The organism is Psychrobacillus sp. FSL K6-2843, from assembly GCF_038626375.1.
GTDB lineage: Bacteria > Bacillota > Bacilli > Bacillales_A > Planococcaceae > Psychrobacillus > Psychrobacillus faecigallinarum.
On sequence record NZ_CP152021.1, the window covers coordinates 1,060,188 to 1,085,997 of the forward strand.

The 25,810-nt window shown below is 35.5% G+C and carries 29 protein-coding genes; 25 read left to right on the forward strand and 4 right to left on the reverse strand.

The window, feature by feature from the left end; genetic code table 11:
• Positions 1–277: 277 nt before the first annotated feature.
• A complete protein-coding gene (locus tag MKY94_RS05180; RefSeq protein WP_151110936.1) occupies positions 278–988 on the forward strand; it encodes an SH3 domain-containing protein in 711 nt (236 codons plus the stop codon).
• A complete protein-coding gene (locus MKY94_RS05185) occupies positions 989–2,524 on the forward strand; it encodes a SpoIID/LytB domain-containing protein (protein ID WP_342578175.1) in 1,536 nt (511 codons plus the stop codon). It abuts the gene before it with no gap.
• 69 nt (positions 2,525–2,593) lie between these two features.
• Here MKY94_RS05185 and MKY94_RS05190 read toward each other — a convergent pair whose 3' ends face one another.
• From MKY94_RS05190 to MKY94_RS05200, 3 genes are all read right to left on the reverse strand, one after another.
• Positions 2,594–2,998 carry a histidine kinase gene (locus tag MKY94_RS05190; RefSeq protein ID WP_342578176.1) on the reverse strand — a complete coding sequence of 135 codons (405 nt, stop codon included), beginning with the start codon at positions 2,996–2,998 and terminating at the stop codon, positions 2,594–2,596.
• A 91-nt stretch (positions 2,999–3,089) separates the two neighbouring features.
• On the reverse strand, positions 3,090–4,265 hold the full coding sequence (locus tag MKY94_RS05195; protein WP_342578177.1) for a CAP domain-containing protein: 1,176 nt from the start codon (positions 4,263–4,265) through the stop codon (positions 3,090–3,092).
• A gap of 34 nt (positions 4,266–4,299) precedes the next feature.
• Positions 4,300–4,935 (reverse strand): YigZ family protein, encoded by a 636-nt coding sequence (locus tag MKY94_RS05200; protein ID WP_342578178.1) that lies wholly within the window; start codon positions 4,933–4,935, stop codon positions 4,300–4,302.
• A 139-nt stretch (positions 4,936–5,074) separates the two neighbouring features.
• Here MKY94_RS05200 and MKY94_RS05205 point away from each other — a divergent pair, with 139 nt between their 5' ends.
• The 3 genes from MKY94_RS05205 to MKY94_RS05215 all read left to right on the forward strand — a co-directional run bounded on the left by MKY94_RS05205 (position 5,075) and on the right by MKY94_RS05215 (position 7,620).
• Positions 5,075–6,220 carry a histidine kinase gene (locus MKY94_RS05205; RefSeq protein ID WP_342578179.1) on the forward strand — a complete coding sequence of 382 codons (1,146 nt, stop codon included), beginning with the start codon at positions 5,075–5,077 and terminating at the stop codon, positions 6,218–6,220.
• 35 nt (positions 6,221–6,255) lie between these two features.
• Complete coding sequence (locus MKY94_RS05210) at positions 6,256–6,930, forward strand: response regulator transcription factor (RefSeq protein ID WP_144537553.1); 675 nt, start codon at positions 6,256–6,258, stop codon at positions 6,928–6,930.
• A gap of 135 nt (positions 6,931–7,065) precedes the next feature.
• The gene (locus MKY94_RS05215; RefSeq protein WP_342578180.1) at positions 7,066–7,620 is read left to right on the forward strand and encodes a hypothetical protein; all 555 of its coding nucleotides are present in this window, start codon (positions 7,066–7,068) and stop codon (positions 7,618–7,620) included.
• A 60-nt stretch (positions 7,621–7,680) separates the two neighbouring features.
• On the opposite strand, the gene MKY94_RS05220 is transcribed toward MKY94_RS05215, so the two are convergent.
• Positions 7,681–8,598: a nuclease-related domain-containing protein gene (locus MKY94_RS05220; RefSeq protein WP_340844262.1), complete on the reverse strand. Its 918-nt coding sequence runs from the start codon at positions 8,596–8,598 to the stop codon at positions 7,681–7,683.
• A gap of 136 nt (positions 8,599–8,734) precedes the next feature.
• On the opposite strand from MKY94_RS05220, the gene MKY94_RS05225 reads away from it, so the two are divergent.
• From MKY94_RS05225 to pseG, 20 genes are all read left to right on the forward strand, one after another.
• A complete protein-coding gene (locus MKY94_RS05225) occupies positions 8,735–9,316 on the forward strand; it encodes a nuclear transport factor 2 family protein (RefSeq protein WP_144537557.1) in 582 nt (193 codons plus the stop codon).
• Between the two features lie 107 nt (positions 9,317–9,423).
• Complete coding sequence (locus MKY94_RS05230; protein ID WP_144537559.1) at positions 9,424–10,275, forward strand: DegV family protein; 852 nt, start codon at positions 9,424–9,426, stop codon at positions 10,273–10,275.
• 272 nt (positions 10,276–10,547) lie between these two features.
• Positions 10,548–11,609 carry a DEAD/DEAH box helicase family protein gene (locus tag MKY94_RS05235; RefSeq protein ID WP_342578181.1) on the forward strand — a complete coding sequence of 354 codons (1,062 nt, stop codon included), beginning with the start codon at positions 10,548–10,550 and terminating at the stop codon, positions 11,607–11,609.
• Positions 11,610–11,614: 5 nt separating this feature from the next.
• The gene (locus tag MKY94_RS05240; protein ID WP_151110918.1) at positions 11,615–12,229 is read left to right on the forward strand and encodes a ComF family protein; all 615 of its coding nucleotides are present in this window, start codon (positions 11,615–11,617) and stop codon (positions 12,227–12,229) included.
• 46 nt (positions 12,230–12,275) lie between these two features.
• Positions 12,276–12,683 carry a TIGR03826 family flagellar region protein gene (locus MKY94_RS05245; RefSeq protein WP_144537565.1) on the forward strand — a complete coding sequence of 136 codons (408 nt, stop codon included), beginning with the start codon at positions 12,276–12,278 and terminating at the stop codon, positions 12,681–12,683.
• A gap of 239 nt (positions 12,684–12,922) precedes the next feature.
• On the forward strand, positions 12,923–13,186 hold the full coding sequence (gene flgM / locus MKY94_RS05250; RefSeq protein ID WP_144537567.1) for a flagellar biosynthesis anti-sigma factor FlgM: 264 nt from the start codon (positions 12,923–12,925) through the stop codon (positions 13,184–13,186).
• Positions 13,187–13,199: 13 nt separating this feature from the next.
• Positions 13,200–13,694: a flagellar protein FlgN gene (locus tag MKY94_RS05255; protein ID WP_151110916.1), complete on the forward strand. Its 495-nt coding sequence runs from the start codon at positions 13,200–13,202 to the stop codon at positions 13,692–13,694.
• A 14-nt stretch (positions 13,695–13,708) separates the two neighbouring features.
• Complete coding sequence (flgK, locus tag MKY94_RS05260; protein ID WP_151110914.1) at positions 13,709–15,235, forward strand: flagellar hook-associated protein FlgK; 1,527 nt, start codon at positions 13,709–13,711, stop codon at positions 15,233–15,235.
• Positions 15,236–15,250: 15 nt separating this feature from the next.
• Complete coding sequence (gene flgL / locus MKY94_RS05265) at positions 15,251–16,138, forward strand: flagellar hook-associated protein FlgL (protein ID WP_151110912.1); 888 nt, start codon at positions 15,251–15,253, stop codon at positions 16,136–16,138.
• A gap of 42 nt (positions 16,139–16,180) precedes the next feature.
• Positions 16,181–16,744, forward strand: coding sequence for a DUF6470 family protein (locus MKY94_RS05270; protein WP_342578182.1), 564 nt, complete (start codon positions 16,181–16,183; stop codon positions 16,742–16,744).
• A gap of 13 nt (positions 16,745–16,757) precedes the next feature.
• Positions 16,758–17,192 carry a flagellar assembly protein FliW gene (gene fliW, locus MKY94_RS05275; protein ID WP_151110908.1) on the forward strand — a complete coding sequence of 145 codons (435 nt, stop codon included), beginning with the start codon at positions 16,758–16,760 and terminating at the stop codon, positions 17,190–17,192.
• Positions 17,192–17,416 carry a carbon storage regulator CsrA gene (gene csrA, locus MKY94_RS05280; protein WP_151110906.1) on the forward strand — a complete coding sequence of 75 codons (225 nt, stop codon included), beginning with the start codon at positions 17,192–17,194 and terminating at the stop codon, positions 17,414–17,416. The genes fliW and csrA overlap by 1 nt, the downstream gene beginning before the upstream one ends.
• Before the next feature lie 136 nt (positions 17,417–17,552).
• Positions 17,553–18,377: a flagellin gene (locus tag MKY94_RS05285; protein ID WP_151110904.1), complete on the forward strand. Its 825-nt coding sequence runs from the start codon at positions 17,553–17,555 to the stop codon at positions 18,375–18,377.
• A gap of 104 nt (positions 18,378–18,481) precedes the next feature.
• Positions 18,482–20,167 (forward strand): motility associated factor glycosyltransferase family protein, encoded by a 1,686-nt coding sequence (locus tag MKY94_RS05290; protein ID WP_151110902.1) that lies wholly within the window; start codon positions 18,482–18,484, stop codon positions 20,165–20,167.
• A 5-nt stretch (positions 20,168–20,172) separates the two neighbouring features.
• A complete protein-coding gene (locus MKY94_RS05295) occupies positions 20,173–20,517 on the forward strand; it encodes a hypothetical protein (RefSeq protein WP_151110900.1) in 345 nt (114 codons plus the stop codon).
• A 2-nt stretch (positions 20,518–20,519) separates the two neighbouring features.
• Positions 20,520–21,776: a 6-hydroxymethylpterin diphosphokinase MptE-like protein gene (locus MKY94_RS05300; protein ID WP_191963884.1), complete on the forward strand. Its 1,257-nt coding sequence runs from the start codon at positions 20,520–20,522 to the stop codon at positions 21,774–21,776.
• Between the two features lie 14 nt (positions 21,777–21,790).
• Positions 21,791–22,768, forward strand: a complete 978-nt coding sequence (gene pseB, locus MKY94_RS05305) for a UDP-N-acetylglucosamine 4,6-dehydratase (inverting) (RefSeq protein ID WP_151110896.1) — start codon at positions 21,791–21,793, stop codon at positions 22,766–22,768.
• Positions 22,769–22,805: 37 nt separating this feature from the next.
• Positions 22,806–23,963, forward strand: coding sequence for a UDP-4-amino-4,6-dideoxy-N-acetyl-beta-L-altrosamine transaminase (pseC, locus tag MKY94_RS05310; protein ID WP_151110893.1), 1,158 nt, complete (start codon positions 22,806–22,808; stop codon positions 23,961–23,963).
• Complete coding sequence (locus MKY94_RS05315) at positions 23,960–24,691, forward strand: glycosyltransferase family protein (protein ID WP_151110891.1); 732 nt, start codon at positions 23,960–23,962, stop codon at positions 24,689–24,691. Before pseC ends, MKY94_RS05315 begins: the two co-directional genes overlap by 4 nt.
• Positions 24,692–24,701: 10 nt before the next feature.
• Positions 24,702–25,775 (forward strand): UDP-2,4-diacetamido-2,4,6-trideoxy-beta-L-altropyranose hydrolase, encoded by a 1,074-nt coding sequence (gene pseG, locus MKY94_RS05320; RefSeq protein ID WP_151110889.1) that lies wholly within the window; start codon positions 24,702–24,704, stop codon positions 25,773–25,775.
• The last annotated feature ends 35 nt before the right edge of the window (positions 25,776–25,810 follow it).

Genomic DNA, 25,810 nt, shown 5'->3' on the forward strand with positions numbered 1-25,810 from the left:
TAACCGATAAATCTCCTAGGAATAATTCCTAGGAGGGCATATCGGAAGTTTTTTTGACAGATTTTTTTCAAATAGTTAGTTTAGCTCCAGCGCCTTGTCTCTCGAGGAAAATGGGAAAATACTGTGGTGGCTTGTTAGTTGCCTCTTTGCTTATTCTCCATTTGCTTTTCGGGGCACATAGGCGCTGCCGCTTTTTTTAAAAAAAATATTTATCGATATGTCCAAATGTTGTGTTATTTCTAGCGATAAAATAATAAGAGCGAGGAAGGTAGACAAAATGAAAAAGAAAATACTAGCAACGGTTGGTGTCGTATTAGGTTTAAGCTTTCTAATTGCAATTAATACACCTGCATCTACAAAAGCAAATTCTAATCTACTATTAGCTTCCGTTGACTGGGTACAATCACAATTGAACCCTTTAACTACAAGAGTATCTACTCTAGAAAAACAAATAAAAGAACAGGATGCTTTGATTAAGCAGCTACAAAAAGCAGTTGAAGAGGGTGGAACAGTTATAACTCCTCCTACTACAACACCTACGCCACCTGATAACTCTACTGATCTACCATCAGTTGTATATACAAATGCGAATAATGTGAAGGTACATAGTGGAGCAACTCGTAATTACAAGGTGCTTGCAACATTTACAGCAAACAAAGCATTGAACGTTATTGACAAGCATGGTTCTGGCACTAATTTATGGTACCGTGTAGAAGTATCTTCAACTGTAAAAGGGTGGATTCATTCAGAGGATGTTACAACAACAAAACCTAGCACTGCAACACCAAGTTCCGTTGTAGCAAAAGAAGCACTTAATATACGAAAAGGTGCTACAACTAGCTATGCTTCAATCGAGCTAGTAGCTAAAGGAACTTCTTTAAAATACATAAGCTCCTTTAAAAATGCAAAAGGTGAAACATGGTATAATGTTCAATCCCCAAAAGGAAACAAAGGTTGGGTGCTAAGTACGCTAACTGAGGTGAGATAATTGAATAAAAAATTTATAGCAGTATTAGCGGCAATTTCTTTAAGCTTTGCTTGTGCTAATACAGCATTTGCATATAAGCAAGAGACTTATTCGAAGCAAATACAAGTTGAGGTACACAACACCTTTACATCCTCCTTGAACCTAAATGGTATATATAAATTAGAAAATCTTACAACAAAAGAAATGTTTTTTGCTTTACCTAATACACCTATAACATTTTCACAGGTAAATGGTGAGGTTTCCATTTATCAAAAGGGAGCAGCAATGTATTCTTCCCAAGGATATGCCTTACATGCTCTTACAGGAAATGAAAAAATAGTTGTTTTTAATGCTCCAGTAGATGGAAGAAAGGGTGCAACCGCAGATTATGCAGTTGTTAAGTCCTATAAGCCATTCCAAGGTGCAAAATATGTAACTGAGTTCACGAATGTAAAGGGAGAGCTTTGGTATTCTATAACCGATGAACAAGGTGCCTCCTCTTGGGTTCCAGCAACAAATGCAACCGTAGAATCTGTTGTATCTCAACCACTTGGGAAAACACCAACTGGTACACAGTATCGAGGTAGCTTCAATGTAGTAAAATCAGGAACTAACGTACAAATTGTTAACAGACTAGACTTAGAAAATTATTTAAAAGGCGTTATTCCTAATGAGTCGCCTGCTTCTTGGCATATTGAAGCGTTAAAAGCTCAAACAGTAGCAGCACGCAGTTACACTTTGAGTAAGGCTGGAATTTTAAGTAGTACTACTAAGGACCAGATGTACAAAGGCTATACATCTGAGCACAAAAACTCAAATGCAGCTGTAGATGCTACGAAGGATTTAGTAGTTAAATATAATGGGAAGCTTGTACAGGCATACTATTATTCCACTAGTGGAGGTAGAACGGCAAATATTAGTGATGTTTGGAATTCAACACAGGTGCCACAATTTGTTTCAGTAGATGATTCAATTGAGCAATCCCCTTACAAAAACTGGTCAGTTCAAATTTCAGCAACTAATATTTTGAAGAAGTTTGGTTTTAGCACATCTGATCAGTTGCTAGATGTTAAGCTTACAAAGGGCGGAGCAAATGGAGAGGTCACAGCAGTAACAGCTATCACGAACTCTGGAGAGAAAACTATCACAGGTAACGAAACAGTAATGAGAAACGTTTTCTTAGATGCAAGCAACAAATCTTTAAAATCGAACTGGTTTGATATTTCATTCACTAAGCCAACAGGCGGTGTAAATGACATTACAGTGCAGCAGGTAAATGGAACGACTCCGATAGATTCATTAAATGGAGTTTCTGTTCAAACTGCTAACGGTGTCGTATCTATACCGGATGGCTCAGTAAGCATTCAAACAAGTAGCGGAGTCGTAAACACAGAAACGGTTCAAACAGGCATTCAGTCTATAACAGTCAACGGTAAAGGCTACGGACACCGAATTGGTATGAGTCAGTATGGCGCGAAGTCACGTGCAGAAGCTGGTTGGACATACGATCGGATATTGAAGCACTACTATCAAGGCGTTACAATTGAAAAATATTAATAATACCAAAAGAAAAGGCAAGTATGTTGATAAATCAACATGCTTGCCTTTTAATATATTTACTGAGTTTTAGTCTTCATGTGCCTCTTTCTTATCCCCAAAACTAAACAGTAAATACATTGTAGCCGTAGCAATAGCGAAAATGATTGCCCCCGTAATTGGTAAGTAAATCGTCTCTATGAAAAGTGAAATTGCCATAATGAGTGTAAATGATACGATCATATGCCCAAAATATTTATGGAATTTTTGATGATTATTTGCCTTTAGTTCTATGAAAGCATCTAGAGCCATTATGACGATAAATTCAATGACTCCATAAACAATAATAAACCAAATTAAACTTGACCAACGTTCAAAAGCAAGGCCTACAAGCAATAGGATTCCAATCTCAGCTGCAATGGAGATAGCAAGTGTCCCGATGACGATAAGGATAACTATAAGAATAGCAAGTGCTTTTCCAAAATTTTTTTTCATGCAGTTCCCTCATTATTCTTGATGTAATTATTCATTAAAAAGAGTGGAGACAAAGTAAAAAATAACTTTGTCTCCACTCTGAAAGCTATTATTATGGTTTGATAAAGTTTTGAGTGTAATAAGGAATGGAGCCATGTGTCCATTTGGCAAAGTAGACGCCAACTCCTACATGAGTGTATGCAGTGTTTATAACGTTTTTACGATGTCCTAATGAATTCATCAATGCTTCATGTGCAAAATATGGATCTGTGTAGCCCATTGCGATATTTTCCCCGGCATTTCTAAATTGTACTCCGCCATTTGCTAAGCGGTCAAAAGGAGATTCACCTTTTAAGTTATTATGATTGAAGTAATCATTGACACCCATGTCTACACTATGCTTTCTTGCCACATCTGCTACCTTTGGAGCGGACTGTAGCACAGGAACCCCATGAGCTTTTCTTTCTGCATTAATCAAATGAAATAATAGATTCTCGTAGCCTGTTTCTAGAGTAGTAGATTTTTTAGGATATAGATTTGGATTTTTATTGATCAATTGGTAGTCTACTAAGTAGATTGCCGAGATTTTATTGTCATTATGCACGTCTATAAAGAAATTCGCTTCATACTTTGGTAAGGAGTATGTAATGATTTCCACAGGATATGTGTTTCCAGTAGTTTCATAGCTTTTACCAAACTCATTTTCTAGCTGACTTATAGTATTTGATACGGAAATTCCGTTTACTTGAAAGGCTTTGTCCTTAGTATATAAGGAAGATATTTTATTACTTAATGTACTGATTGCATAAAATTTATCGTAATTATTATGGTAAATTCCAGTAATAGCTCCAAACTCATTTACTACTGATTTCTTGGCTGCTCCCAATTGAGCGTTCACAGTTGAAATATTGTTACCAATTGTAAAGTTTGTAGTTGCAGCCTTTGTTGGCTTGCAATTTAATTGATTGAGCTTAGTTTTAGACGGCGTTTGATATAAAATTGTTGAATCGTCCTTAATTACTAATCCGCCGCCAAGATGGTAGTATGTAGATTTATTTGCATAAACTCGAAAATTTTCACCTGGCTTTACTGTTCGAGAGGATTCAAAGCTTCCATTCACATTTTTGTATATGGTTGTGGGCTTTTGTATGATCACCCTCCCAATTTGTCCTTTTTTTAACTCTACTCCGTCCCAAAAGACCTTGTCTGGACATTCAGCTGCTAAAGTAATTGCCGGAGCAATACTTAATCCGAATAATAAAAGAAATAAAATTGAGAATTTTTTCATGTTTTTCCATCACTCCTCATTACTTTATTATAAATCAAACGACGTCAAACTCCAAAAATACTTTCTCTACGGTGTCGATTATTGCTTGTCCATTTGTTATTTCTGTTACCCACTCTAAAAATTTTACCTCATCCTCCGCTTTTGTGTATACATAAATTTCCACTAAATCTGCATAGGCAATTTCTTTTAATTGGAAAATAGAGTTTCTTATTTCATTCTCCACTTTTCCTAGCCATGTATAATCTATGGAAACTTTCATTAAGTGATGAAGCTGGCATTCTACCTCCCCAGTAGCATCTATCCCTTCTGTAGTAGCTTTGCCATAAGCCCTTATAAGGCCTCCGCCTCCCAGCTTAATACCACCAAAGTAACGCGTCACTACTACTACTGTATCCTTTAGTGCTCTTTTTTTAAGGACTTCAAGCATAGGAACTCCGGCTGTACCGCTTGGTTCACCATCATCGTTTGCTTTTTGAATATGATCATGCTCTCCAATCATGTAGGCAGAGCAGTTATGAGTAGCATCTTTATGCTTTTGTTTAATTTTATTAATAAAATCTTGCGCTTCCTCCTCAGACTCAGCTCGTTCAATATAAGTAATAAATCGGGACTTTTGAATAATAATTTCACTTTCTCCGTGACCCTTAACTGTTTTATAATTGTTTCTCATAATAAATTTCCCTCCTAAAGGCTTTGAAACATACTTGTAAAGTAAATTTAATTTATTTTTAGTCAATTAGTGCTATAATAGAGTTTGTCAGTAAAAATGAATGAAGACTCATGTTGAATGTCTAAAGGAGAAAAAACAGATGACGAACAAGAATCTCGAATTGCAATCGTTAGATGTTATTTTCGATAGGATGGTCGAAGTAATGGACCATTCGAAAAAGGATATATTCATTATAAGCGAACAAAGTCGTCAAAGCTTCGAAGAAATGAAAGTTGAGTTGGAAATAATTCGCGGAAGCATTGAGGCTGTCATACTGGAAGGCGACTCGCTTGAGGCAAAATCGAGACTTGCTCGTAATAGATTAGCAGAGGTTTCGAAGAATTTTAACTCATATGATGAACCACAAGTCCGAAGCGCTTACGAAAATGCAAATGAGCTTCAAATTAATCTTTTAATCAAACGCAATGAAGAAAAACAACTAAGACAGCGTAGAGATGAACTAGAACGAAGATTGCAAGGACTATTAGAAATGATAGAACGTGCAGATCAGCTTGTCAATCAAGTCAATATTGTCATCAATTATCTTACTTCTGATTTAAAGGAAGTTGGAGAAGCGCTTGAAAACGCAAAAATTAAACAAGATTTTACATTGAAAATTATTGAAGCCCAAGAAGAAGAAAGAAAACGTCTCTCACGAGAAATTCATGATGGCCCAGCTCAAATGCTAGCTAATGTGTTGCTCAGAACAGATTTGATCAACCTTACTTATCAGCAACGAGGTGGGGATGAGGCGATGAAAGAAATTATCGAATTGAAGAGCACCGTTCGAGATGCCCTTTCTGAAGTTCGCCGAATCATCTATGATCTCCGTCCAATGGCTTTGGACGACCTAGGTTTAATCCCAACGCTTAGAAAATATATTACAACCACTGGGGAATACAACCCTGCAAAAAAAATACATTTTCAAACGTTTGGAGAAGAAATTCGCTTACAGCCCAATTTTGAAGTAGCTATTTTCCGTCTAATCCAAGAATGCCTGACAAATGGACTGAAGCATGGTCAATTTACAGAAGCTTGGGTAAAGATTGAATGGGTGAAACACAAAATTAACATTATCGTCAAAGACAATGGGGTCGGTTTTGATCCAAAGGTAGTAAAAGAAAAATCATTTGGCTTAATCGGTATGCAAGAGAGAGTCGATTTATTAGACGGTACGATGAAAATTATATCGTCACCAGGAAATGGAACAACAATTTTGTTTAGCATTCCGCTAAATGAGGAATAGTAACTACAGCCGTTTTTAATAGGAGGAAATGACCAATGACAAAAATTATCATTATAGATGATCACCAACTTTTCCGCGAGGGAGTAAAGAGAATACTAGACTTCGAAGATACGTTTGAAGTGGTGGCAGAAGGAAGCGACGGTAGCGATGTACTACGCTTATATGAACAATACTTACCAGATGTTGTTTTAATGGACATCAACATGCCTACAAAAAATGGCGTAGACGCTACAGAGGAACTAATGGAAAAATTTCCGGATGCAAAAGTTATCATGCTTTCTATCCACGACGATGAATCATACGTATCTCACGCGTTGAAAACTGGTGCATTAGGCTATATGTTAAAAGAGATGGATGCTGTGGCAATCGTATCAGCGATTAAAGTAGTAGCTAAAGGCGGCTCTTATTTACATCCAAAAGTAACACGTAATCTAGTGGCAGAATTCCGTCGTTTAAGCGAGCGCGAAAACAAAGGAAACTTCCACCAAACAGAAATCCGTCGTCCATTCCATTTATTAACGAAACGTGAATGTGAAGTTCTTCAATTATTAACAGACGGACAAAGTAACCGCACAATCGGAGAAACTCTTTTCATCTCCGAAAAAACAGTAAAAAACCATGTATCTAGTATTCTACAAAAAATGAACGTAAACGACCGTACTCAAGCCGTAGTAACCGGCATCAAAAACGGTTGGGTTGAAGTTCGATAATACTTCATATGACATTTACACCCCCTCTAATCTTTTGATTGGAGGGGGTTTTGTTTTTTGGGAGAGGAAGTGTTGCAGAAAGCGAGTAAAGTGTTGCGGGAAAGGTAAAGAGTGTTGCGGGAAACCGGTGAAGTGTTGCGAGAAATAAAACCGTTACGGGAAAGAAGGGAAGTGTTGCAGAAAAAGAGTAAAGTGTTGCGCAAAGGACAAAGAGTGTTGCGGGAAACCGGTGAAGTGTTGCGAGAAACAAAAGTGTTGCGAGAAACAAGGGAAGTGTTGCAGAAAAAGAGTAAAGTGTTGTGCAAAGGACAAAGAGTGTTGCGGGAAACCGGTGAAGTGTTGCGAGAAACAAAACCGTTGCGAGAAAGAAGGGAAGTGTTGCAGAAAAAGAGTAACGTGTTGCGCAAAGGACAAAGAGTGTTGCGTGCAACTGGTGAAGTGTTGCGAGAAACAAAACCGTTGCGAGAAAGAAGGGAAGTGTTGCAGAAAAAGAGTAAAGTGTTACGCAAAGGACAAAGAGTGTTGCGGGGAACAGGTGAAGTGTTGCGAGAATCAAAACCATTGCGTGAAAAAAAGGAAGTGTTGCAGAAAAAGAGTAACGTGTTGCGCAAAGGACAAAGAGTGTTGCAGAAAACAGGTGAAGTGTTGCGAGAAACAAAACCGTTGCGAGAAAGAAGGGAAGTGTTGTAGAAAAAGAGTAAAGTGTTTAGCAAAGGACAAAGAGTGTTGCGGGAAAATAAATGTAGCATATTATTTCAACTTAAAGTATCTTTTGTTTGCATTTCCATAGCCTTGTAAATTTTCCATGCTGTTTAACATACGAGAAGCGGAGTATTTTGACTCAATTTTACAGAAGTCTCGGAAAGCTCTATTTGTTATCTCGTTATTTATTAGCTGAAAGTATTCATATACGGCAGCAATATGTGCATTACGATCATTCTTCCCACAGCTCCGACATTTCCAAGTGGAGTAGTGTCGAAGCATTCCGAGCGTACCACACTTTGGACATTCCACTCCTCGCACCAAATCTCTCGGTGAAATTCGGTAATATTCACATAACGGAGGCATAATATACGGGGATAGATTTTTCTCGATGTACGACGTAATTTCTTCAAACTTGACCAACGAAACTGGCTCATGCAAGCCGTTGCTATGCATTTGATAAATTTTCTCCATCATGCTTTCTAGCTTAAATATAGGATAATGGGAAGGTTTCTGGCGAATGCGACTAGATTTAGCGGTTATAATGACTGCACCAGTGACTTTCATGGTAGGGCATACGTTTCGGAGAAATTCTTTCATGAAGCGAATGTTGCGTGTGAGTTGAAAGTAGGGGTTGGGGAAGGGAGTTTCTATTCCATCAACTTCTTTATAAAATTCTTCCTCTTTAAAATACAAGTTACCACTCATATTTTTGGATTCGATGACCATACAACAGCGATCGCTGACTATTAAACAATCAATTTGTACTTTCCAATCTTCTAACACCAATCCCACATCAGAAAACACTTGTAAATTTCCAGAAAGCCTTAATTCATCTAGCTTAGCTACCAACCGATCTTCTCCTCGGTCACCAGCTTCACTACGACGAATATCATCTGCCACCAGCATATATTTCTCATGCTCACCTAACAATCTTTTTAATAAAATCTTCTGTACAGGATACAATACTAATATTCACCTCCATTCTAATTATATATGTTACTTCAAACGTCAGAAAATTTCATTATTTTATAAATTGAAACTTATTCATTGAGTTTTCGTCATAACTATGACAAAATAACCAACAGCAGGAGGGAAACAGATGAGACTAATAATCCAAGTACTTACTCTCGCAGCAATTACACTAGGACTTGCTGCTTGTAATGATAAAGAAGAGGTAAATCCAAGTTCGGGATCAGTGAACGATTCAACCCCATCACAAACGGAGTCAGCAATCGATCATGGAGCAGAGGATAAATCAGACGTAGGCTTCCAAATGTCTTCTGGTGGAGACATTGAAGAGGCAGCTAATGTACCCGAGGAAGAAAAAACAGCAGTATTAAATGCATTTAACGAATACATTGAAGCCTTTAACGAAGAAGATATAGACCGCTATTTAAGTGTAATCTCCAAAAAACCAGAGGGCTTCAACTATGAATCCGAAAAAGAACTAGTATTGGAGACCTTCGAAAACTACAATACTGTACGTACAGCTGAGGACGTTACTATTATTGAATATAATGACAAAGAAGCTCAAGTATATTCAAATATCCATATTGCACTTCACGAGCCAGGGTCTGGAGCAAAACTCGATCGTAATGGTCGTCAGGTGACGGTTTTTGTGAAGGAAGAAGGCAAATGGGTGGTAACAAGTGTCTATTTTATAGGCGAAACAACTGAATAAATCACCATATCCCCAGCATATATGACAAATATCATGTTTGGGGTCTTTTTATGCTTTCCTTTCCAATCCATATTCAGTAAACTAGAGTTAGGAGAGTGATTTCTTACATGACAAAAACGGTAATAGTGACTGATAGTACAGCTTATATTCCAGAAGATAAACGAGCAAGTTTAAACATTAAAATGGTTCCTCTTAGTGTCGTAATTGGTAACGACACATATAGAGAAGAAATAGATATTAACGCTTATGAATTTTACGATAAAATCCGAAATGAAAAAGCACTTCCAAAAACCTCACAGCCTTCTCTAGGAAACTTCGTTAACACCTTCGAAGAGTTAGAGAAAGATTATGACACCATCATTTCTATCCATCTTTCTAGCGGAATTAGTGGAACATTGGCAGGAGCAGAGCAAGCAGGAGGTATGGTCGAAGGTATTGATGTGTATACATTCGATACAGAGATTTCTTGTATGGTTCAAGGCTTCTATGTAATCCGTGCTGCAGAAATGGCGCAGGCCGGTGAAACTCCAGAAGTAATTTTACAAGAATTAAACAAGATGAAACAATCGATGCGTGCATACTTCATGGTGGACAACCTAGATCATCTTCACCGTGGCGGCCGTCTAAACGGCTTCGAGCGTGTCATTGGATCTGTGCTTCAAGTGAAACCAATCCTTCATTTTGAAAATAAAGTCATCGTTCCATTTGAAAAAGTTCGCACTCGCAAGAAGGCAATGAAACGAATTGCAGATATGCTAGAGGAAGATGCAAGCAAATACGATAAAATCAAGGCTACTATTATTCATGCCAACAACGAGCAAGAGGCTATAGAATGGAAAATTCTTTTAGAAGCAATTATGCCAAACGTTGAATTTACAATCAGCTACTTTGGTCCGGTTATCGGTACGCACCTTGGAGAAGGCTCCATGGGACTAGGCTGGTACCACGTAGAATCATAATGAAACAAGTAAACGAGCAATTACAGCAATTTCTCACTGGACGCATATGGCTTCGCGCACACACGCCTTTTCCGCGCGAGGTCATAGACGACCATATCCTCAGCGGCCACATTCATCTAAAACCAGGAATCAAAACGATTAAACCTCAAACAATATTTCAATCAATGAAACACATCTGCAATCGATGTCATAACACAAATCCATCACTATTTTACTCTTTCCAATGCGCCCATTGTAATAAAACCTGTACCTACTGTCGTCATTGCATCCGTATGGGACGAGTTAGTAGTTGCTCTGAACTGATAACTTGGGTCAAGGAGCCAGCTATCGGAACAACCGAGGAAATTTTTGGCTGGTCCGGTCGGTTAACAGCACTTCAACAAAGGGCAAGTGAAGAGCTTTTAAACAGTGTCCAAAACAATCAGTCTCACCTTTTACATGCAGTCTGCGGAGCAGGCAAAACAGAGCTACTCTTTCCATCTATCTTTGCCTCTTTGCTAGCAGGCAAACGTGTATGCGTCGCTGCACCAAGAACTGATGTCGTTTTAGAGCTGTTCCCTCGTTTCCAAAAGGTGTTCCCAAAAACTATCATCCATGCACTTTACGGAGGAGCACCAGACCAGGAAGGCTTTGCCTCATTAATCCTGGCCACTACACATCAGCTATACCGTTTTGAAAATGCTTTTGATGTCATATTTGTCGATGAAGCAGATGCCTTCCCTTACTATGCAGATGAGACTCTTCAACAAGCGGTTGTAAAAGCTGCAAAACCAAATACAGCTATTCACTATGTAACAGCCACGCCCACCGATTCCCTTCAAACAGCCAACCAATCCATTCTCACCAAACGATATCACGGTTATCCATTACCTGTACCTAGATTCGACAGCCTTTGGGGTTACGCTAGACAATTAAACAAAGGAAAAATCCCGACAAAGCTACAGCAATGGATAGATGAAAAAATTCAAAAAAATATCCCATTTCTCGTATTCCTCCCAACTATTGAAATGCTAGAGCAATTCCCTGGTGACTTACCCCGGGTCTATGCTGAGCATCCAGATAGAAAGGAAAGAGTCATGCAGCTTCGCGAAAAGAAAGTGCCTGGTTTATTAACAACTACAATATTAGAAAGAGGAATCACTATAGAAAATGTTCACGTTGCAGTAGTAGGAGCAGAGCAGGATATTTTTACTGCTAACGCTCTCATACAAATTAGCGGGAGAGTAGGACGCTCCGTCAAGCATCCAGACGGAGACATTGTTTTCTTTCATCATGGAATAAGCCATGCGATGGATGAGGCAAAGGAGGAAATTGAAAGGTGGAATGAGCTATAAACTGTTTGATTTGTGGGAGTATATTTTCAAGCCCTGCGACATGGAGGCGATTATTCCTCTATGAAATCGAGATTGCTAGCTGTGATCGGTGCTACCAAAAATTTGAGAGAGCGGAAGACTCATTTGATTTCTCTGACTTTATTGGGACCGCCTACGAAGGAGCAGTCGATCAAGTTACTTCACTTTATACTTACAATGATGCGATGAAAAACTATCTCCATCAATACAAGTTTCTACAGGATGTTGCACTCGCTGGCGTATTTGCTCGTGAAATAAGTGAACTACTTGTCCATAAACAAGGAATAGTTGTCCCTATACCTATGCACCCGGAAAAATTAAAGGAAAGAACCTTCTCTCAAGTGGAGGAATTTATAAATGAAGCCGAGATTCCATTCCAAAACCTTCTTGTGAAAACTACTAGAAGCGTCCAGGGAAAAAAGTCAAAGAAGGAACGTCTGGAAGCTGGAATTTTATTTGAATCTATAACAGATGTCCAGCCAGTACACTATATTTTATTTGATGATATCTACACAACAGGTGCCACCATTCATCATGCTGCAAAAGTGCTGAAGGATGCTGGTGCTAAGAGTGTGGAGGCAATTACTTTAATAAAAGGGTAATCTGCCGATATAAAAGACAACTAGCAGAAATAGTGGAGGTATGGTCATGGGAGAACTAAAGAATTGTCCATCATGTGGCGAGTTTTTTAACTATACTGGGTTAAGAGAAGTTTGTAATCCTTGTGCGATGAATGAGGAAAAGCTATACGAAATCGTCTATCGATTTTTAAGAAAACGAGAAAATCGCGCAGCTACTGTTGATAGAATCGTAGAGGTGACAGGAGTGGATGAGGACCTCTTACATAAATGGGTTCGCAAGGGAAGATTACAGCCAGCTCTATTTCCAAACTTAGGCTATCCATGTGACAGCTGTGGAAAATTGACACAAGTAGGAAAGCTTTGTGCGAAATGCTCCGATGAATTGAAATCTGGGCTACGCCAGTTTGAGGCCGCAAAAGAATTTCGTGATAAGGTAAATAATCAAGAGGCAGTCTATTATAAGGATCAAAAGTAACTCTCACCTTGTGTGAGAGTTTTTTGTCTGAATCAGCACGTGTTGCCCTTTAAGGTCAACTGGAACAAAGCTTCGACCGATAGTTCTACCTACTTGCTTCAGTCATAGAAGTCTAGTCAAATGGTAATGCCCTAAGGCTCATTTCCTATACCAATCTTTTCCTACAAAAGAACTCTAAACACTTTTTAAAACTTACCGAAATATAGAATAGATACTAATAGAACGAAAGGGGTATGTATATGAAAATCACAAATCTAGGTGTCAATCAGATCAATCCATACAAACGCAATCAAATGCAAACAGAAAAAACACAAAATGCTTTGAAGGCAACTGCAGACCAGTTGGAAATTTCATCAGCAGCAAAAAGTATGCAGACGAAATCTCCGATAGAGGTAGAGCAGGCAGAGCGCGTTGCTGCTATTAAAGCAGACATCGAAGCAGGCACTTACAAAGTGGATGCAAAGCAGCTAGCTACAAACATTTTGAAATACTACCAAATTTAAAGGAGACCCGAGCATGTCCATCGATAAGATTCTGCACTCTCTAACGAACCTAAATATGCTTCACAAAAGTTTGTTAGAAATTGCGTACAAAAAAACAGAGGCCATCAAAACTGGGGACATGGACAGTCTTAACCAACTGCTCAAGGACGAGCAGGCGCACGTAGCCGGTATTTCTCAGCTAGAGCAACAGCGTCAATTAGAGGTAACGGATTACCTTAGAGCAAAAGGAATTGCTCCGATCGACAACCCAACTGTTGTACATGTCTTAGAAAACACCAACACTGAGGAAGAAAAGGAGCAGCTTAGCGCTGCACGTAAACAGCTTCTTCTCACATTGGAAACTCTCAAAAATCAAAACGATCTGAATCAAAAGCTAACTCTTCAATCTCTTCAGTTCGTTAATTTAACACTCGACATGCTAAAACCAAAGCCAGACCAAATAAACTACTCGAAATCAGAAGTGAGAGGTCCTTCAAAAGACAAAACTTACTTCGATTCACAAGCATAGGAGGAGGCTGACCCATGGGCTCAACATTTATGGGATTAGAAACAAGCAAGCGTGGACTTTATACGCAACAATCTGCTTTGTATACAACGGGGCACAATATTTCCAATGCAAATACACTCGGCTATTCTCGCCAACGTGTAAATATGGAAGCAACATTAGGTTATCCAGGAACAGGCTTAAATGCTCCTAAAATACCTGGACATCTTGGGACTGGAGTTCAGGCACAATCTGTTCAACGTATTCGTGATCAATTTATCGATCGTCAATATCGTCAAGAATCTACGAAGCTAGGATATTGGGAATCAAGATCTAATGCAATTTCGCAAATGGAAGATATCATGGCTGAACCATCTGAATTCGGCTTAAATGCATCGATGGATTTATTTTGGAAATCACTTCAAGATTTAAGTACAAATCCAGAAAATGCTGCGGCACGAAAAGTAGTTGTACAGCAAGGTATTGGTGTAGCGGAATCATTTAACTATATTCATAAACAACTTTCTGATATTCAAGGGAATATAAAAAATGAAATTTTGACGTCTACAGATGATGTAAACTCTATTTTAAAGCAAATTGCTTCTCTGAATGAACAAATCCAGGCAATTGAACCAAATGGGTACATGCCTAATGATTTATATGATGCTCGAGATGTATTGTTGGATAAGTTATCTCAAAACTTTCCTATTGATATTGAATATACAAAATCTGGTGGTAATGCATTAGCTATTGCAGAAGGATCAGTAAAGGTATCTATAAAGACAAAAACGGGCAGTGTAGAAGTTGTTAATGGTAAATCTGCAGGAGAGCTTACTCCAATAGGAATGACTGATAACAATAAATTCGAACCTTTTAATGGATTTACTGTAACAGGAAATGGAGTAGCAGGTGGATCTATCAATTATGACGACATGGAAGTAAACAAAGGGAAAATGTTATCATTGATCGATTCATATGGACATGGAGCAGACGCTACTAATGCAGTAGGCTACTACCCTGAGATGCTCGCGAAATTGGATCAAATGGCTTTAGCGTTCGCTAATAAATTTAATGAGATACACATTGGTGGAACAGATTTAAATGGTGCTAAAGGACAAGACTTCTTTGTAACAAAGCCGGGGACTACTTTGTCAGCAGGTACTATTTCTGTTGATTCAATTTTTTCAAGTGATCCATCATTAGTAGCAGCCTCTTCTTCAACAGGTAAAGAAGAGGGAAATGGTAAAAATGCAATTCTTTTAGCGAACATGAAATCTGAAATACTTGGTGACCTAAATAATGCAACTGTTCAATCGTTTTATCAATCTATGATTGGAAAACTTGGAGTTGACGGAGAACAAGCAAATCGATTGGCTTATAATTCGGCAACAATCAAATTAACTGTAGAAAATAATCGAGCTTCAGTTAGCTCCGTTTCTTTAGATGAAGAAATGACAAACATGATTACATTCCAACAAGCATACAATGCGTCCGCAAGAATGATTACAGTTATTGATGAAACATTAGATAAAATCATCAACGGCATGGGTCGTGCAGGATTATAATAGGAGGTCAATAACATGCGTGTAACTCAATCAATGCTTTCGAATAATATGCTCCGTAACCTATCGGGTAGTTACAATAAGATGGCGACACTACAAGAACAGATTAACTCAGGTAAAAAAATAACACGTCCTTCACAAGATCCAGTAGTAGCTATCAAAGGAATTGGATATCGTACTGATTTGAATAAAGTGGAACAATATCAGCGTAACTTAGGTGAGGTTAACAACTGGTTAGATAGTTCGGATGATGCACTTGACAAGGTAGGAATTGCACTTCATCGAGTCCAAGAACTTGTTACACAGGCTTCTAGTGACACATTAACACCAGATGACCGTACAAAGATAGAAAAAGAAATTACACAAATTAAAGAGCAAGTGCGTGATATGGGAAATACAAAAGTCGGGGATAAATACATCTTTTCAGGCACAAATACCAACTCACCTCTACATGATGGTACAAACTTTTTAACACCTGGAGCTGCAGTAGGTGTAAATAAAGATGTTAATATTGAAGTTTATGATGGTGTAGAAATCACTGTAAACACAAAAGGACTCGATATGTTCCAGAATATTGATAACATGATTGTCGGATTAGAGGCTGATTTAAAAGACCCAAATAAGACAGGTAAGGATTTTGACAAATATTTAACAATGAAAAATGATAACGAAAAAGCTGTTTTAGCGGCTCGTGCAGATATCGGGGCACGTCAAAATCGAGTAGAAATGATGGAAAACAGACTAGGGGCACAAGAAGTAATTGTGACCAAACAACTTTCCAACAACGAAGATATAGACTATGAAAAAGTGATAACAGAAATGATTACCCAAGAATCTATTCACCAAGCTGCACTTTCAGTAGGTGCAAAAATCATTCAATCCACATTAGTAGATTTTATTAGATAATTCAAAGCGTTTGGACAATCTGTTCAAACGCTTTCTTTCGAGGTGAGACAATTGAATTTTCCAAAGCTTCAAATACAGACTACAGATGCTAAGCTAGGACTCAATATCGTAAATGCTAAGCAAACGATCAAACAACCAAAGGCAACTCAACACATCGAACAACCCGCAGCCATTGTAGATATAGAGACAACTCGTGGTATCATGAAGATTGATTCTTCTCAAGCAAGAAGAGATGTAGGTCTAATAGGGCCACTTGAATCTACTTCTAACTTTGCCGCAGAGGGACGGAAGAAAGTCATGCAAGGGATTGCTAGACGAGTACGTGAAGGAAACCAAATGATGGATATCGCACATAACCAAAATGCGATACCTTCTATTGCGAAGCAAAACACATTTCCTCATAAAAAGGCTTTAGGTATAGATTTTATTCCATCGGTAGGTTCTATAAAATTAGATTATGAGCCAGCTAAGCTGGATATAAATGTTCAAACGCAAAAGCCTATAATAAATGCTCAAATTAACAAACCGGTTTACGGCTATACACCAGGTAAAGTATCAGGGGTTATGATGCAAAATCCAACGATTGAAATCGACTTCATAGTCTAAAGGAGTAATAAATATGAACATTGAAACGAAATTTTTAGGATCGATGGTAATAGAGGAAAAAGATATTATCCAATTTCCAGATGGAATACCAGGGTTTGAAGAAATAAAGAAATTTGTAATTTTACCCTTAGAAAAAGATTCACCTTTCGCAGTACTTCAATCAATTAAAGAACAAGAAATTGGGTTTGTTATTGCTTTCCCTTTTGCATTTAAAAATGATTATACATTTGACGTTCCAGAGGACGATAAAGAGGACTTACAAATAGAAGAAAGTGAAGATTTAATCACGTACTCCATTGTAACGTTAAGAGATCCATTCCATAGTTCCACTTTAAATTTACAAGCACCCTTGTTGATTAATTACAAAAAGCGACTTGCAAAACAATTAGTATTACAAGATGCAACCACTTATCCGATTAGGTTTCCTATTGAAGGGAGTGCTATTTAATGCTTGTTCTTTCAAGAAAGAAAGATGAATCTATAATGATTGGTGATAAGATAGAATTAAAAATATTGAGCGTAGACGGAGATCAGGTGAAGCTAGGAATTGTAGCTCCCCAAAATGTAAAAGTATATCGTTCTGAAGTGTATGAAAGCATTCAACAGCAAAACAAAGAGGCATTAAATATCTCTAAATCATTAATTGAACAAATTTCAAAAAAAAATATTTAATAAACTATTAAACTATCTTTAACTTGTACGATAATACTAGTGTAAGGCAGAAATGGGGCGGCCGACCTTATACTGCCAAACAAATTCCACAAGGATGTGGAACTAATTAAACCAAAATTCAAGGAGGAATCTCACAATGAGAATTCAACACAACATTTCAGCTTTAAACACACACAGAAACTTAACAGCTAACCAAGGATCATCTGCTAAAAACTTAGAAAAATTATCTTCAGGTTACAAAATTAACCGTGCTGGAGACGACGCTGCTGGTCTTGCAATCTCTGAAAAAATGCGTGGACAAATCCGCGGTCTTGACATGGCAACAAAAAATGCTCAAGATTCTATCTCTTTAATCCAAACTGCTGAGGGTGCTCTTAACGAAACACACTCAATCCTTCAACGTATGCGTGAACTATCAGTTCAATCTGCAAATGACACTAATACGACTACAGATAGAAAAAATTTGCAAGAAGAAATTGCTCAGTTAACTACAGAAATTGATAGAATTGCGGACAATACAGAATTCAATACTAAAAAATTATTAGATGGTACTTTAAGTGCAGCTGCTAATGCATTAACTTTCCATATTGGAGCTAACTCAGGACAAAATATTGATTTAAATATTAAGAACATGAGAGCAACAGCTCTTAAAATAGATGCTATTACTATTTCTTCACAAACAGGTGCTGATAAGGCAATCTCTACAATTCAAACAGCTATTGATGCTGTATCTACTGAAAGATCTAAACTAGGTGCAAATCAAAACCGTTTAGAGCATACTATTAATAATCTTGGAACTTCTTCTGAAAATTTAACAGCAGCTGAGTCTCGTATTCGTGACGTAGATATGGCGAAAGAAATGATGAACTTTACTAAAAACAACATTTTGACTCAAGCTGCACAATCTATGCTTGCTCAAGCTAACCAACAACCACAAGGTGTACTTCAATTATTACAATAAAAGTTCAATAAAGAGCCGAATTCCTTTATGGAATTCGGCTTTTTTGTTGATATTTATAAATTCTGGCCGATATAGAAAAAGAGGTGGGACTTGTGGATTTAAACATGGAAAAGGTAAAAACAAAAACGGATGGATTTACTTTAAAAGTAAATGGTTATTATTTGCATAGTAAATATAATCCAGAAAGAGAAGCCAAGCAATTTGCAGAACAATATTTTAAAAAAAATCATTTCCATATACTGTTTGGTAATGGGCTTGGCTATATTACAAAAGCACTGCTAGAGAAAATAAATGAGAAAAGTTCACTATTGGTAGTAGATCCTATAAAGGATGAGTTAAAACAATTTGAGATGCATAATAGTAATAAGAGTAATTTTATAAAACAACTAACCAATGAAAACTATGGCACTTATTTGGAAGCAAACCTAGATAATTTTAATAGAAAAGTTACTATTATTTCTTCACCAAATTATGAAAAGTTATTTCCAACTGAATATAAGGAGCTATTAAAGTTAGTTAAAGCTAAATTAAACCTCAATATCATTAATGAAAATACAATTCGATCTTTTGCAGAAACTTGGCAAAATAATTATATTAATAATCTCTTTTATGCTAAAAGGGATTATTCAATGAATGTATTAAATAAAAAATTTAACTGTCCCGTGGTCATAGCTTCGGGTGGTCCATCTTTAACAAAACAAATTCCTTTACTAAAAGAAAATTTGGAGAGACTAATATTAATTGCATCAGGTTCTACTATAAATACCCTCCTTTCACATGGAATAGAACCAGATTTTGTTATTTCAATTGATGGTGGGGAAAAAAATTATGAGCATTTTCAACAATTAGAGTTAAAAAAATCACATTTAATATATAGTATGACCAATCATCATAAAATTAGAGAATCATTTCACTCTAATTGTTTCTTTTTCCTATCTAATGAATTTGTAAATTATAAGGATATTATCGAGCATACTCTAGACAAGGAAGTGCCAATCATACTTGGTGGGGGCTCTGTAGCTAACTATGCATTTTCCATAGCAAGTTATATCTCAGATGGACCAATAGCAATAATAGGACAGGACTTAGCATATACTTTCAATAAAACACATGCAGAGAATAATAAACATTATAAGGTGATTGACGATAGATATAGAGAAGAAAGAGGGATGTTTTACGTTAAAGGCTATAATAACGAGTATGTCCTGACTGATTATGCATTTTTGTCAATGAAAGAAAGTTTCGAAAGACTTGTAAATTTAGTAAAACACGAAAATTCGATATTTAATTGTACAGAGGGCGGCATCTTGTTGGAAGGATATAAACATGAAGCATTTGACTCTTTCTGCAATAAATATGCAGTAAAAAAGATTCAAAAGGATACGTCGATTACATATGAAATTATAGATTATGAAGATTTTACTGAAAAAATCAAAGAAGAAATACTAAATTATAATAGGATTATAACTTGTTTAAATATGGGATTAGGAGCTCTAGCAAATAACAAAAGTAACGTAACTTTTTCAAAGAATACTTTAGGAAAATTGAAAAAAGTGGATGAGGAAATAAGAAAGTTATGTTCTAAAGTATCCATGTCCACTATAATAAATCCTATTACAATAGATATATTAAAAAATTATCAAGAAAAAGAAGGCGAAACTACAAATGAAACCTTCAATCGAATATATAATCAAAATATAGAACTCTATTCTAGATTACTTGAAGCGGCAACAATATCAAAAAAATACACTGAAAACTTATTAAGAAAATTAAAGTTTTGGAAAGGATGAAATTAATGAGCGATTTATTAAAGGATACAGTAGAGAGTTACAACAATTATTTAGTAAGATTACCTATCGGTTGCCAAGAAATTTCTAACTTACTTAGAAAAGATCTTATAATGGATGCCATGAACTTAATTACTAATTTTAGTGAAGGAGTTATATGGTTAACAACTGCTAACGACCTTTTTTTACAGAGTAAATTGCATAGTGAATTAAATGCTAAAAAAATTCATGAGTTTTTACACGAAGTAAATAATGGTTTAGAAATTCAAGATTATGTTCTTATTGCTGATATGTTTGAATACGAAATAAAACCTTTTTTTGAGGAATGTTCAGCAATAGAATTTACAAACTGATCATGAAATTAAAAGTCGAAGTTGCTAGAAATGGGGAAAATACTTTACTGTTTAATGGAAAATATATTTATAGCAAATATAATCCTTCTAAAGATGCCGAAAAGTTTATTGAGAATGAAGTAGACTTTGACGCAAAAGGTTATTTATTGGTTGGTTTAGGATTAGGTTATCATTTAGAAAGTTTATTAAATCTAGCTTCCAATAAAAATATATTGTTATTACTGTTAGACATAGAAGAAATGAATGTTTTTAAAAAACATTCAAGAAACAAACAAATAATTTGTCAGAAAACTGTTAAGCTTATTAAAGCGGGAGATAAAATTCAAGAGTATCTAGACTATCAAGTGATTTTACCGAATGTCTGGTTAAAAGCTATTTCTGAAGATCATCCATATTTTACAATTTTAGAGGATATTAAAATTAGACAAATGAGCTATAATGCTACAGCACAACTTTTAAAAAGTAACTTTTTAAGTAATATTCAAAATAGAAACTTGTATGTTAATGTATTAAAAAATACTTTTGAAAATAAAAGTGCCTGTCTGATATCAGGTGGCCCATCTTTAAATGAGACTCTGAAATGGCTTCAAAAAGCAAAAAACAAATCTTTCATTTTAAGTGTAGGTTCTTCATTGAAAACATTATTAATGAATGGTGTTGTTCCTGATGCAATTATCATCACAGATCCGTCAATAAATGTTGTAAAACAAATAGAAGATAGTCAATATAAAGGCCTTTTGTTTTATTTATCAACGGCTAACAATGAAATGTCAAAGATACATGTTGGGCCTAAAATATTGTTATTTCAGCAGGGATATTTTCTGGCAGAGCAATATGTATTAAAAAACGAAAGTCCACTAATGGAGACTGGTGGGTCTGTTGCAACAACTGCAATTTCGCTTATTGAATATTTAGGCTTTAAAAAACTTTTTTTATTTGGTCAAGATTTGGGGTTTAAAGGTAAGAGAACACATTCTAATACATCCACTTCTGGGATTGAAATAGCTGAAAGTTTTAACTTTAGAAAAATACTTTCTAACAACGGGGAAATGATTAATACAACTCCTAATTTAAGTACCTATCATCGTTGGATAGAAAGAAAGGCAAGAAAGTCAAAAATGAAAATTTTTAACACGGCAAAAGAAGGAGCTAAAATTGAGAATGTTCCAATGATAAAACAAGATATTTTTGTAGAATATCTCCAATCTCTTTCAGATTGTCAGTTTAATCAAGTATTAGAAAATAAGTTGAAAAACTAAAAAAGGTGAAATCAATGCAAAATAAGACATTATCTAAAAAAACGATATTAGTAACGGGTGGAACTGGATCATTCGGGAAAAAAATTATACGTAAATTACTAGAAATTGATGTAAAAAAAGTTATTGTTTTCAGTAGAGATGAGTTAAAACAATATGAGATGGCACAGGAATTTCACGATAATAGAATTAGGTTCTTTATAGGAGATGTTAGAGATAAAGATAGACTTTATCGTGCGTTTGATGGAGTAGATATTGTCATTCATGCTGCAGCAATGAAGCATGTTGAAGCATGTGAATACAATCCATTTGAAGCTGTAAAGACAAATATTCATGGTGCACAAAATATTATAGAAGCTGCAATAGACCGTGGAGTAGAGAAAGTCATAGCTCTTAGTACAGATAAGGCATGTAGCCCAGTGAATCTTTACGGAGCAACTAAACTAGCATCGGACAAATTATTTGTTGCGGGAAATTCTTACGTTGGTGAAAAGAAAACTCGTTTTTCTGTTGTTAGATACGGAAATGTGGTTGGTAGTCGAGGAAGTGTAGTACCATTCTTCAAAAAGTTAAAGGAGACAGGTACGTTGCCTATTACTGATGAGCGTATGACAAGATTTTGGATTACTCTTGATCAAGGAGTTCAGTTTGTTTTAGATAATTTAGAGCGAATGCATGGTGGAGAGATTTTTATTCCTAAAATTCCAAGTATGAAAGTTACAGATTTAGCATTTGCAATAGCACCTGAATGTGAAACTAAAATTGTAGGGATTCGTACAGGAGAAAAATTACATGAAGCTATGATTACCGAAGATGACGCTCGTCATACTGTTGAGTTTGGTGATTATTTTATCATACAACCTGAATTTTCTTGGTGGTCCAAAGAATTTGCTGAGGGAGGAAAGCTCCTTTCAGAAGGCTTTAAATATGCAAGCGATATTAATGATGAATGGCTATCTATTGAACAATTAAAAGAATTAGTGGAAGAAATGTAGTCTTTGACTGCATTTTTTCTTTAAGGAGATATTAGAAGTGAGAAATACTTATTTGCCTTATGGTAAGCAATTTATTGATGACGACGATATTAATGCTGTGATAGAGGTACTAAAAAGTGATTATTTAACAACGGGGCCTGCTATTGAAATGTTTGAAAAAAAAGTGGCTGAATTTGTTGGTGCAACATATGCAGTTTCTTTTTCTAATGGAACTGCAGCTTTGCATGGCGCCTGTTTTGCAGCAGGAATTAGCAGCGGAGATGAGGTTATCACAACCCCCATTACTTTTGCAGCAAGTGCAAATTGTGTTCTGTATCAAGGTGGAAAAGTCATTTTTGCTGACATCAACCCTAAAACATATAATATAAACCCTACTGATATCGAGAAGAAGATTACTCCTAGAACAAAAGCAATAATACCAGTACATTTTACTGGTCAACCAGCGCAATTAGAAGAAATCAGGGAAATTGCTAATAAATATAATTTAGTTGTTATTGAAGATGCCGCCCATGCTTTAGGGAGTATATATAAAGGAAAAAAAGTTGGTTCATTTAGTGATATGACAATGTTCAGCTTTCATCCTGTGAAACATATTACTACTGGTGAAGGAGGAATAATTACAACAAATAATATAGATTATTATAATAAACTTTTACAATTTCGTTCTCATGGGATTACGAGAGATTCAAAATTATTGCATGAAAATCATGGACCTTGGTATTATGAAATGCAAATTTTAGGTTATAATTATCGAATGACTGATATTCAAGCAGCACTTGGCGCAAGTCAATTAAATAAATTAGATAGTTTTGTTAGCAGAAGAAAACAAATTGTTGCAGCCTATAATGAGAGTTTTACTGAAATGGCAGAACTACAAATTCCATATCAGTTGCCTGACACAGATTCAAGTTGGCATTTGTATGTGCTTAAATTAAACTTGGAGAAATTAAATGCTTCTCGAAAGGAAGTTTTTGAAGAGCTACAAAAACTTAAAATTGGTGTTAATGTTCATTATATTCCTGTACATACTCTTCCTTTCTATCAACAGCTGGGATATTTAAAAGGTTCTCTTCCAGAAGCAGAGAAATTATATGAAGAAATTATTTCTCTACCTTTATTTCCTTTAATGCAAGATCAGGACATCAAAGATGTTATTGATGCTGTAAAATTAGTGATTGGAAAAGTAAAAAAATGAAAATTTTAGCGATTATCCAAGCTCGAATGGGTTCAACTAGATTACCCGGTAAAATATTAAAAGAAGTGAATGGCAAACCTTTATTATTATATCAATTAGAAAGAGTGAAAAAATCAAAACTGATAGATAAAATAGTTATTGCCACTACAACTAATAAAAACGATGATCTTATAGTTAGTTTTTGTGAACAGTATAACGTTGATTACTACAGAGGCTCCGAAGAGGATGTACTTGCTCGTTATTATGAAGCATCGCAACAATTTGGAGGAGAAGTTATAGTTAGGTTAACTTCAGATTGCCCTATTATAGATCCATCTATCATCGATAAAACTATTAAATATTATATAGACAATTTACCATATTATGACTATGTATCAAATACGATAGAAAGAACGTATCCAAGAGGGTTAGATACAGAAGTTTTTTCTGAAAAAGCATTAGAAAAAACCTATCTAAAAGCTAATTTAGAAAGAGATAGAGAACATGTTACAGCGTACATGTATTCGAATCCACAGAATTTTAATATTGGTTTTATCACCTGTAATCAGAACTTTGGCAAATATCGTTGGACTGTGGATACAAATGAAGATTTCCAATTAATTGAACTTATCTTAAAGAAATTATACAAAGAAAATCATATTTTTTCTATGAATGATGTTATTAACATTCTTGATAAGAATCCAGAATGGATGCAATTAAATATTCATATTGAACAAAAGAAATTATAAGGTGGTAAATATGCAAGTATTTATACGTACTGATGCTTCAATGCAAATAGGTTCAGGTCATGTGATGAGATGTCTAACATTAGCGAAACAACTACAAAAGAAAAATGTACTTGTAAAATTTATTTGCAGAAATATTGAAGGTAATTTGATTGAATATATAACTCAGCAAGGTTTTGAAGTATATAAACTGTCGAAAATAAATACTACTAGCCCTTTGAACTGGACAAGGGAACATTATCTTGAAGATGCTAATGAAACCATTTCTATAATTAAAAACGAAGTTGTTACTATGTTAATTGTAGATCATTACTCTATTAATATACAATGGGAAATGAATTTACGTCCTTTTGTAAAATATATAATGGTCATTGATGATATTGCAGATAGAAAGCATGATTGTGATTTAATATTAGATCAAAATTATTATTTAAATATGTATAACCGTTATAAAAATTTGGTACCCAATAATTGTATACAGTTGTTAGGACCCGACTATACATTACTAAGGGAAGAATTTCTTAATATAAATCCCAAAAATTTAATTAGAAATACAAAAATTAGAAATATATTAATTTTTTTTGGGGCAGTAGATTCTACAGGAGAAACATTGAAAACTTTAAAAGCATTTGAACAATTACAATTAAAAAATATAAAAATTAATGTAGTGATTGGAGAACAAAACCCTCTGAAAAAAGAAATAGAAAAAATTTGTAATAAAAATGATAACTATAATTTATACTGTCAGATAAACTATATTGCAAAGTTAATGGCAGCGGCTGATTTAGCTTTTGGAGCAGGTGGTTCAGCTTCATGGGAAAGAATGTATTTAAGATTGCCATCGGTAGTTACAATTATTGCTGAAAATCAGAAAGAGCTTACAGAATTACTTGCCCAAAAAAATATGATTTTTTTATTAGGATCACATGAAGAGGTAAATGAATCATTGATTATAAGTAAATTAGAAGAGTTATTTAATAATAAAGAGGTAGTCCAAACAACAATCAGTAGATTTACAAAAATAATCAATTACCAAATGATAAGGAAATACTTAGTTTTAAATAAAATTATAGAGTTAATAAAATGAAATTATTTTATAAATGTTTCTAATATTTTTAATTC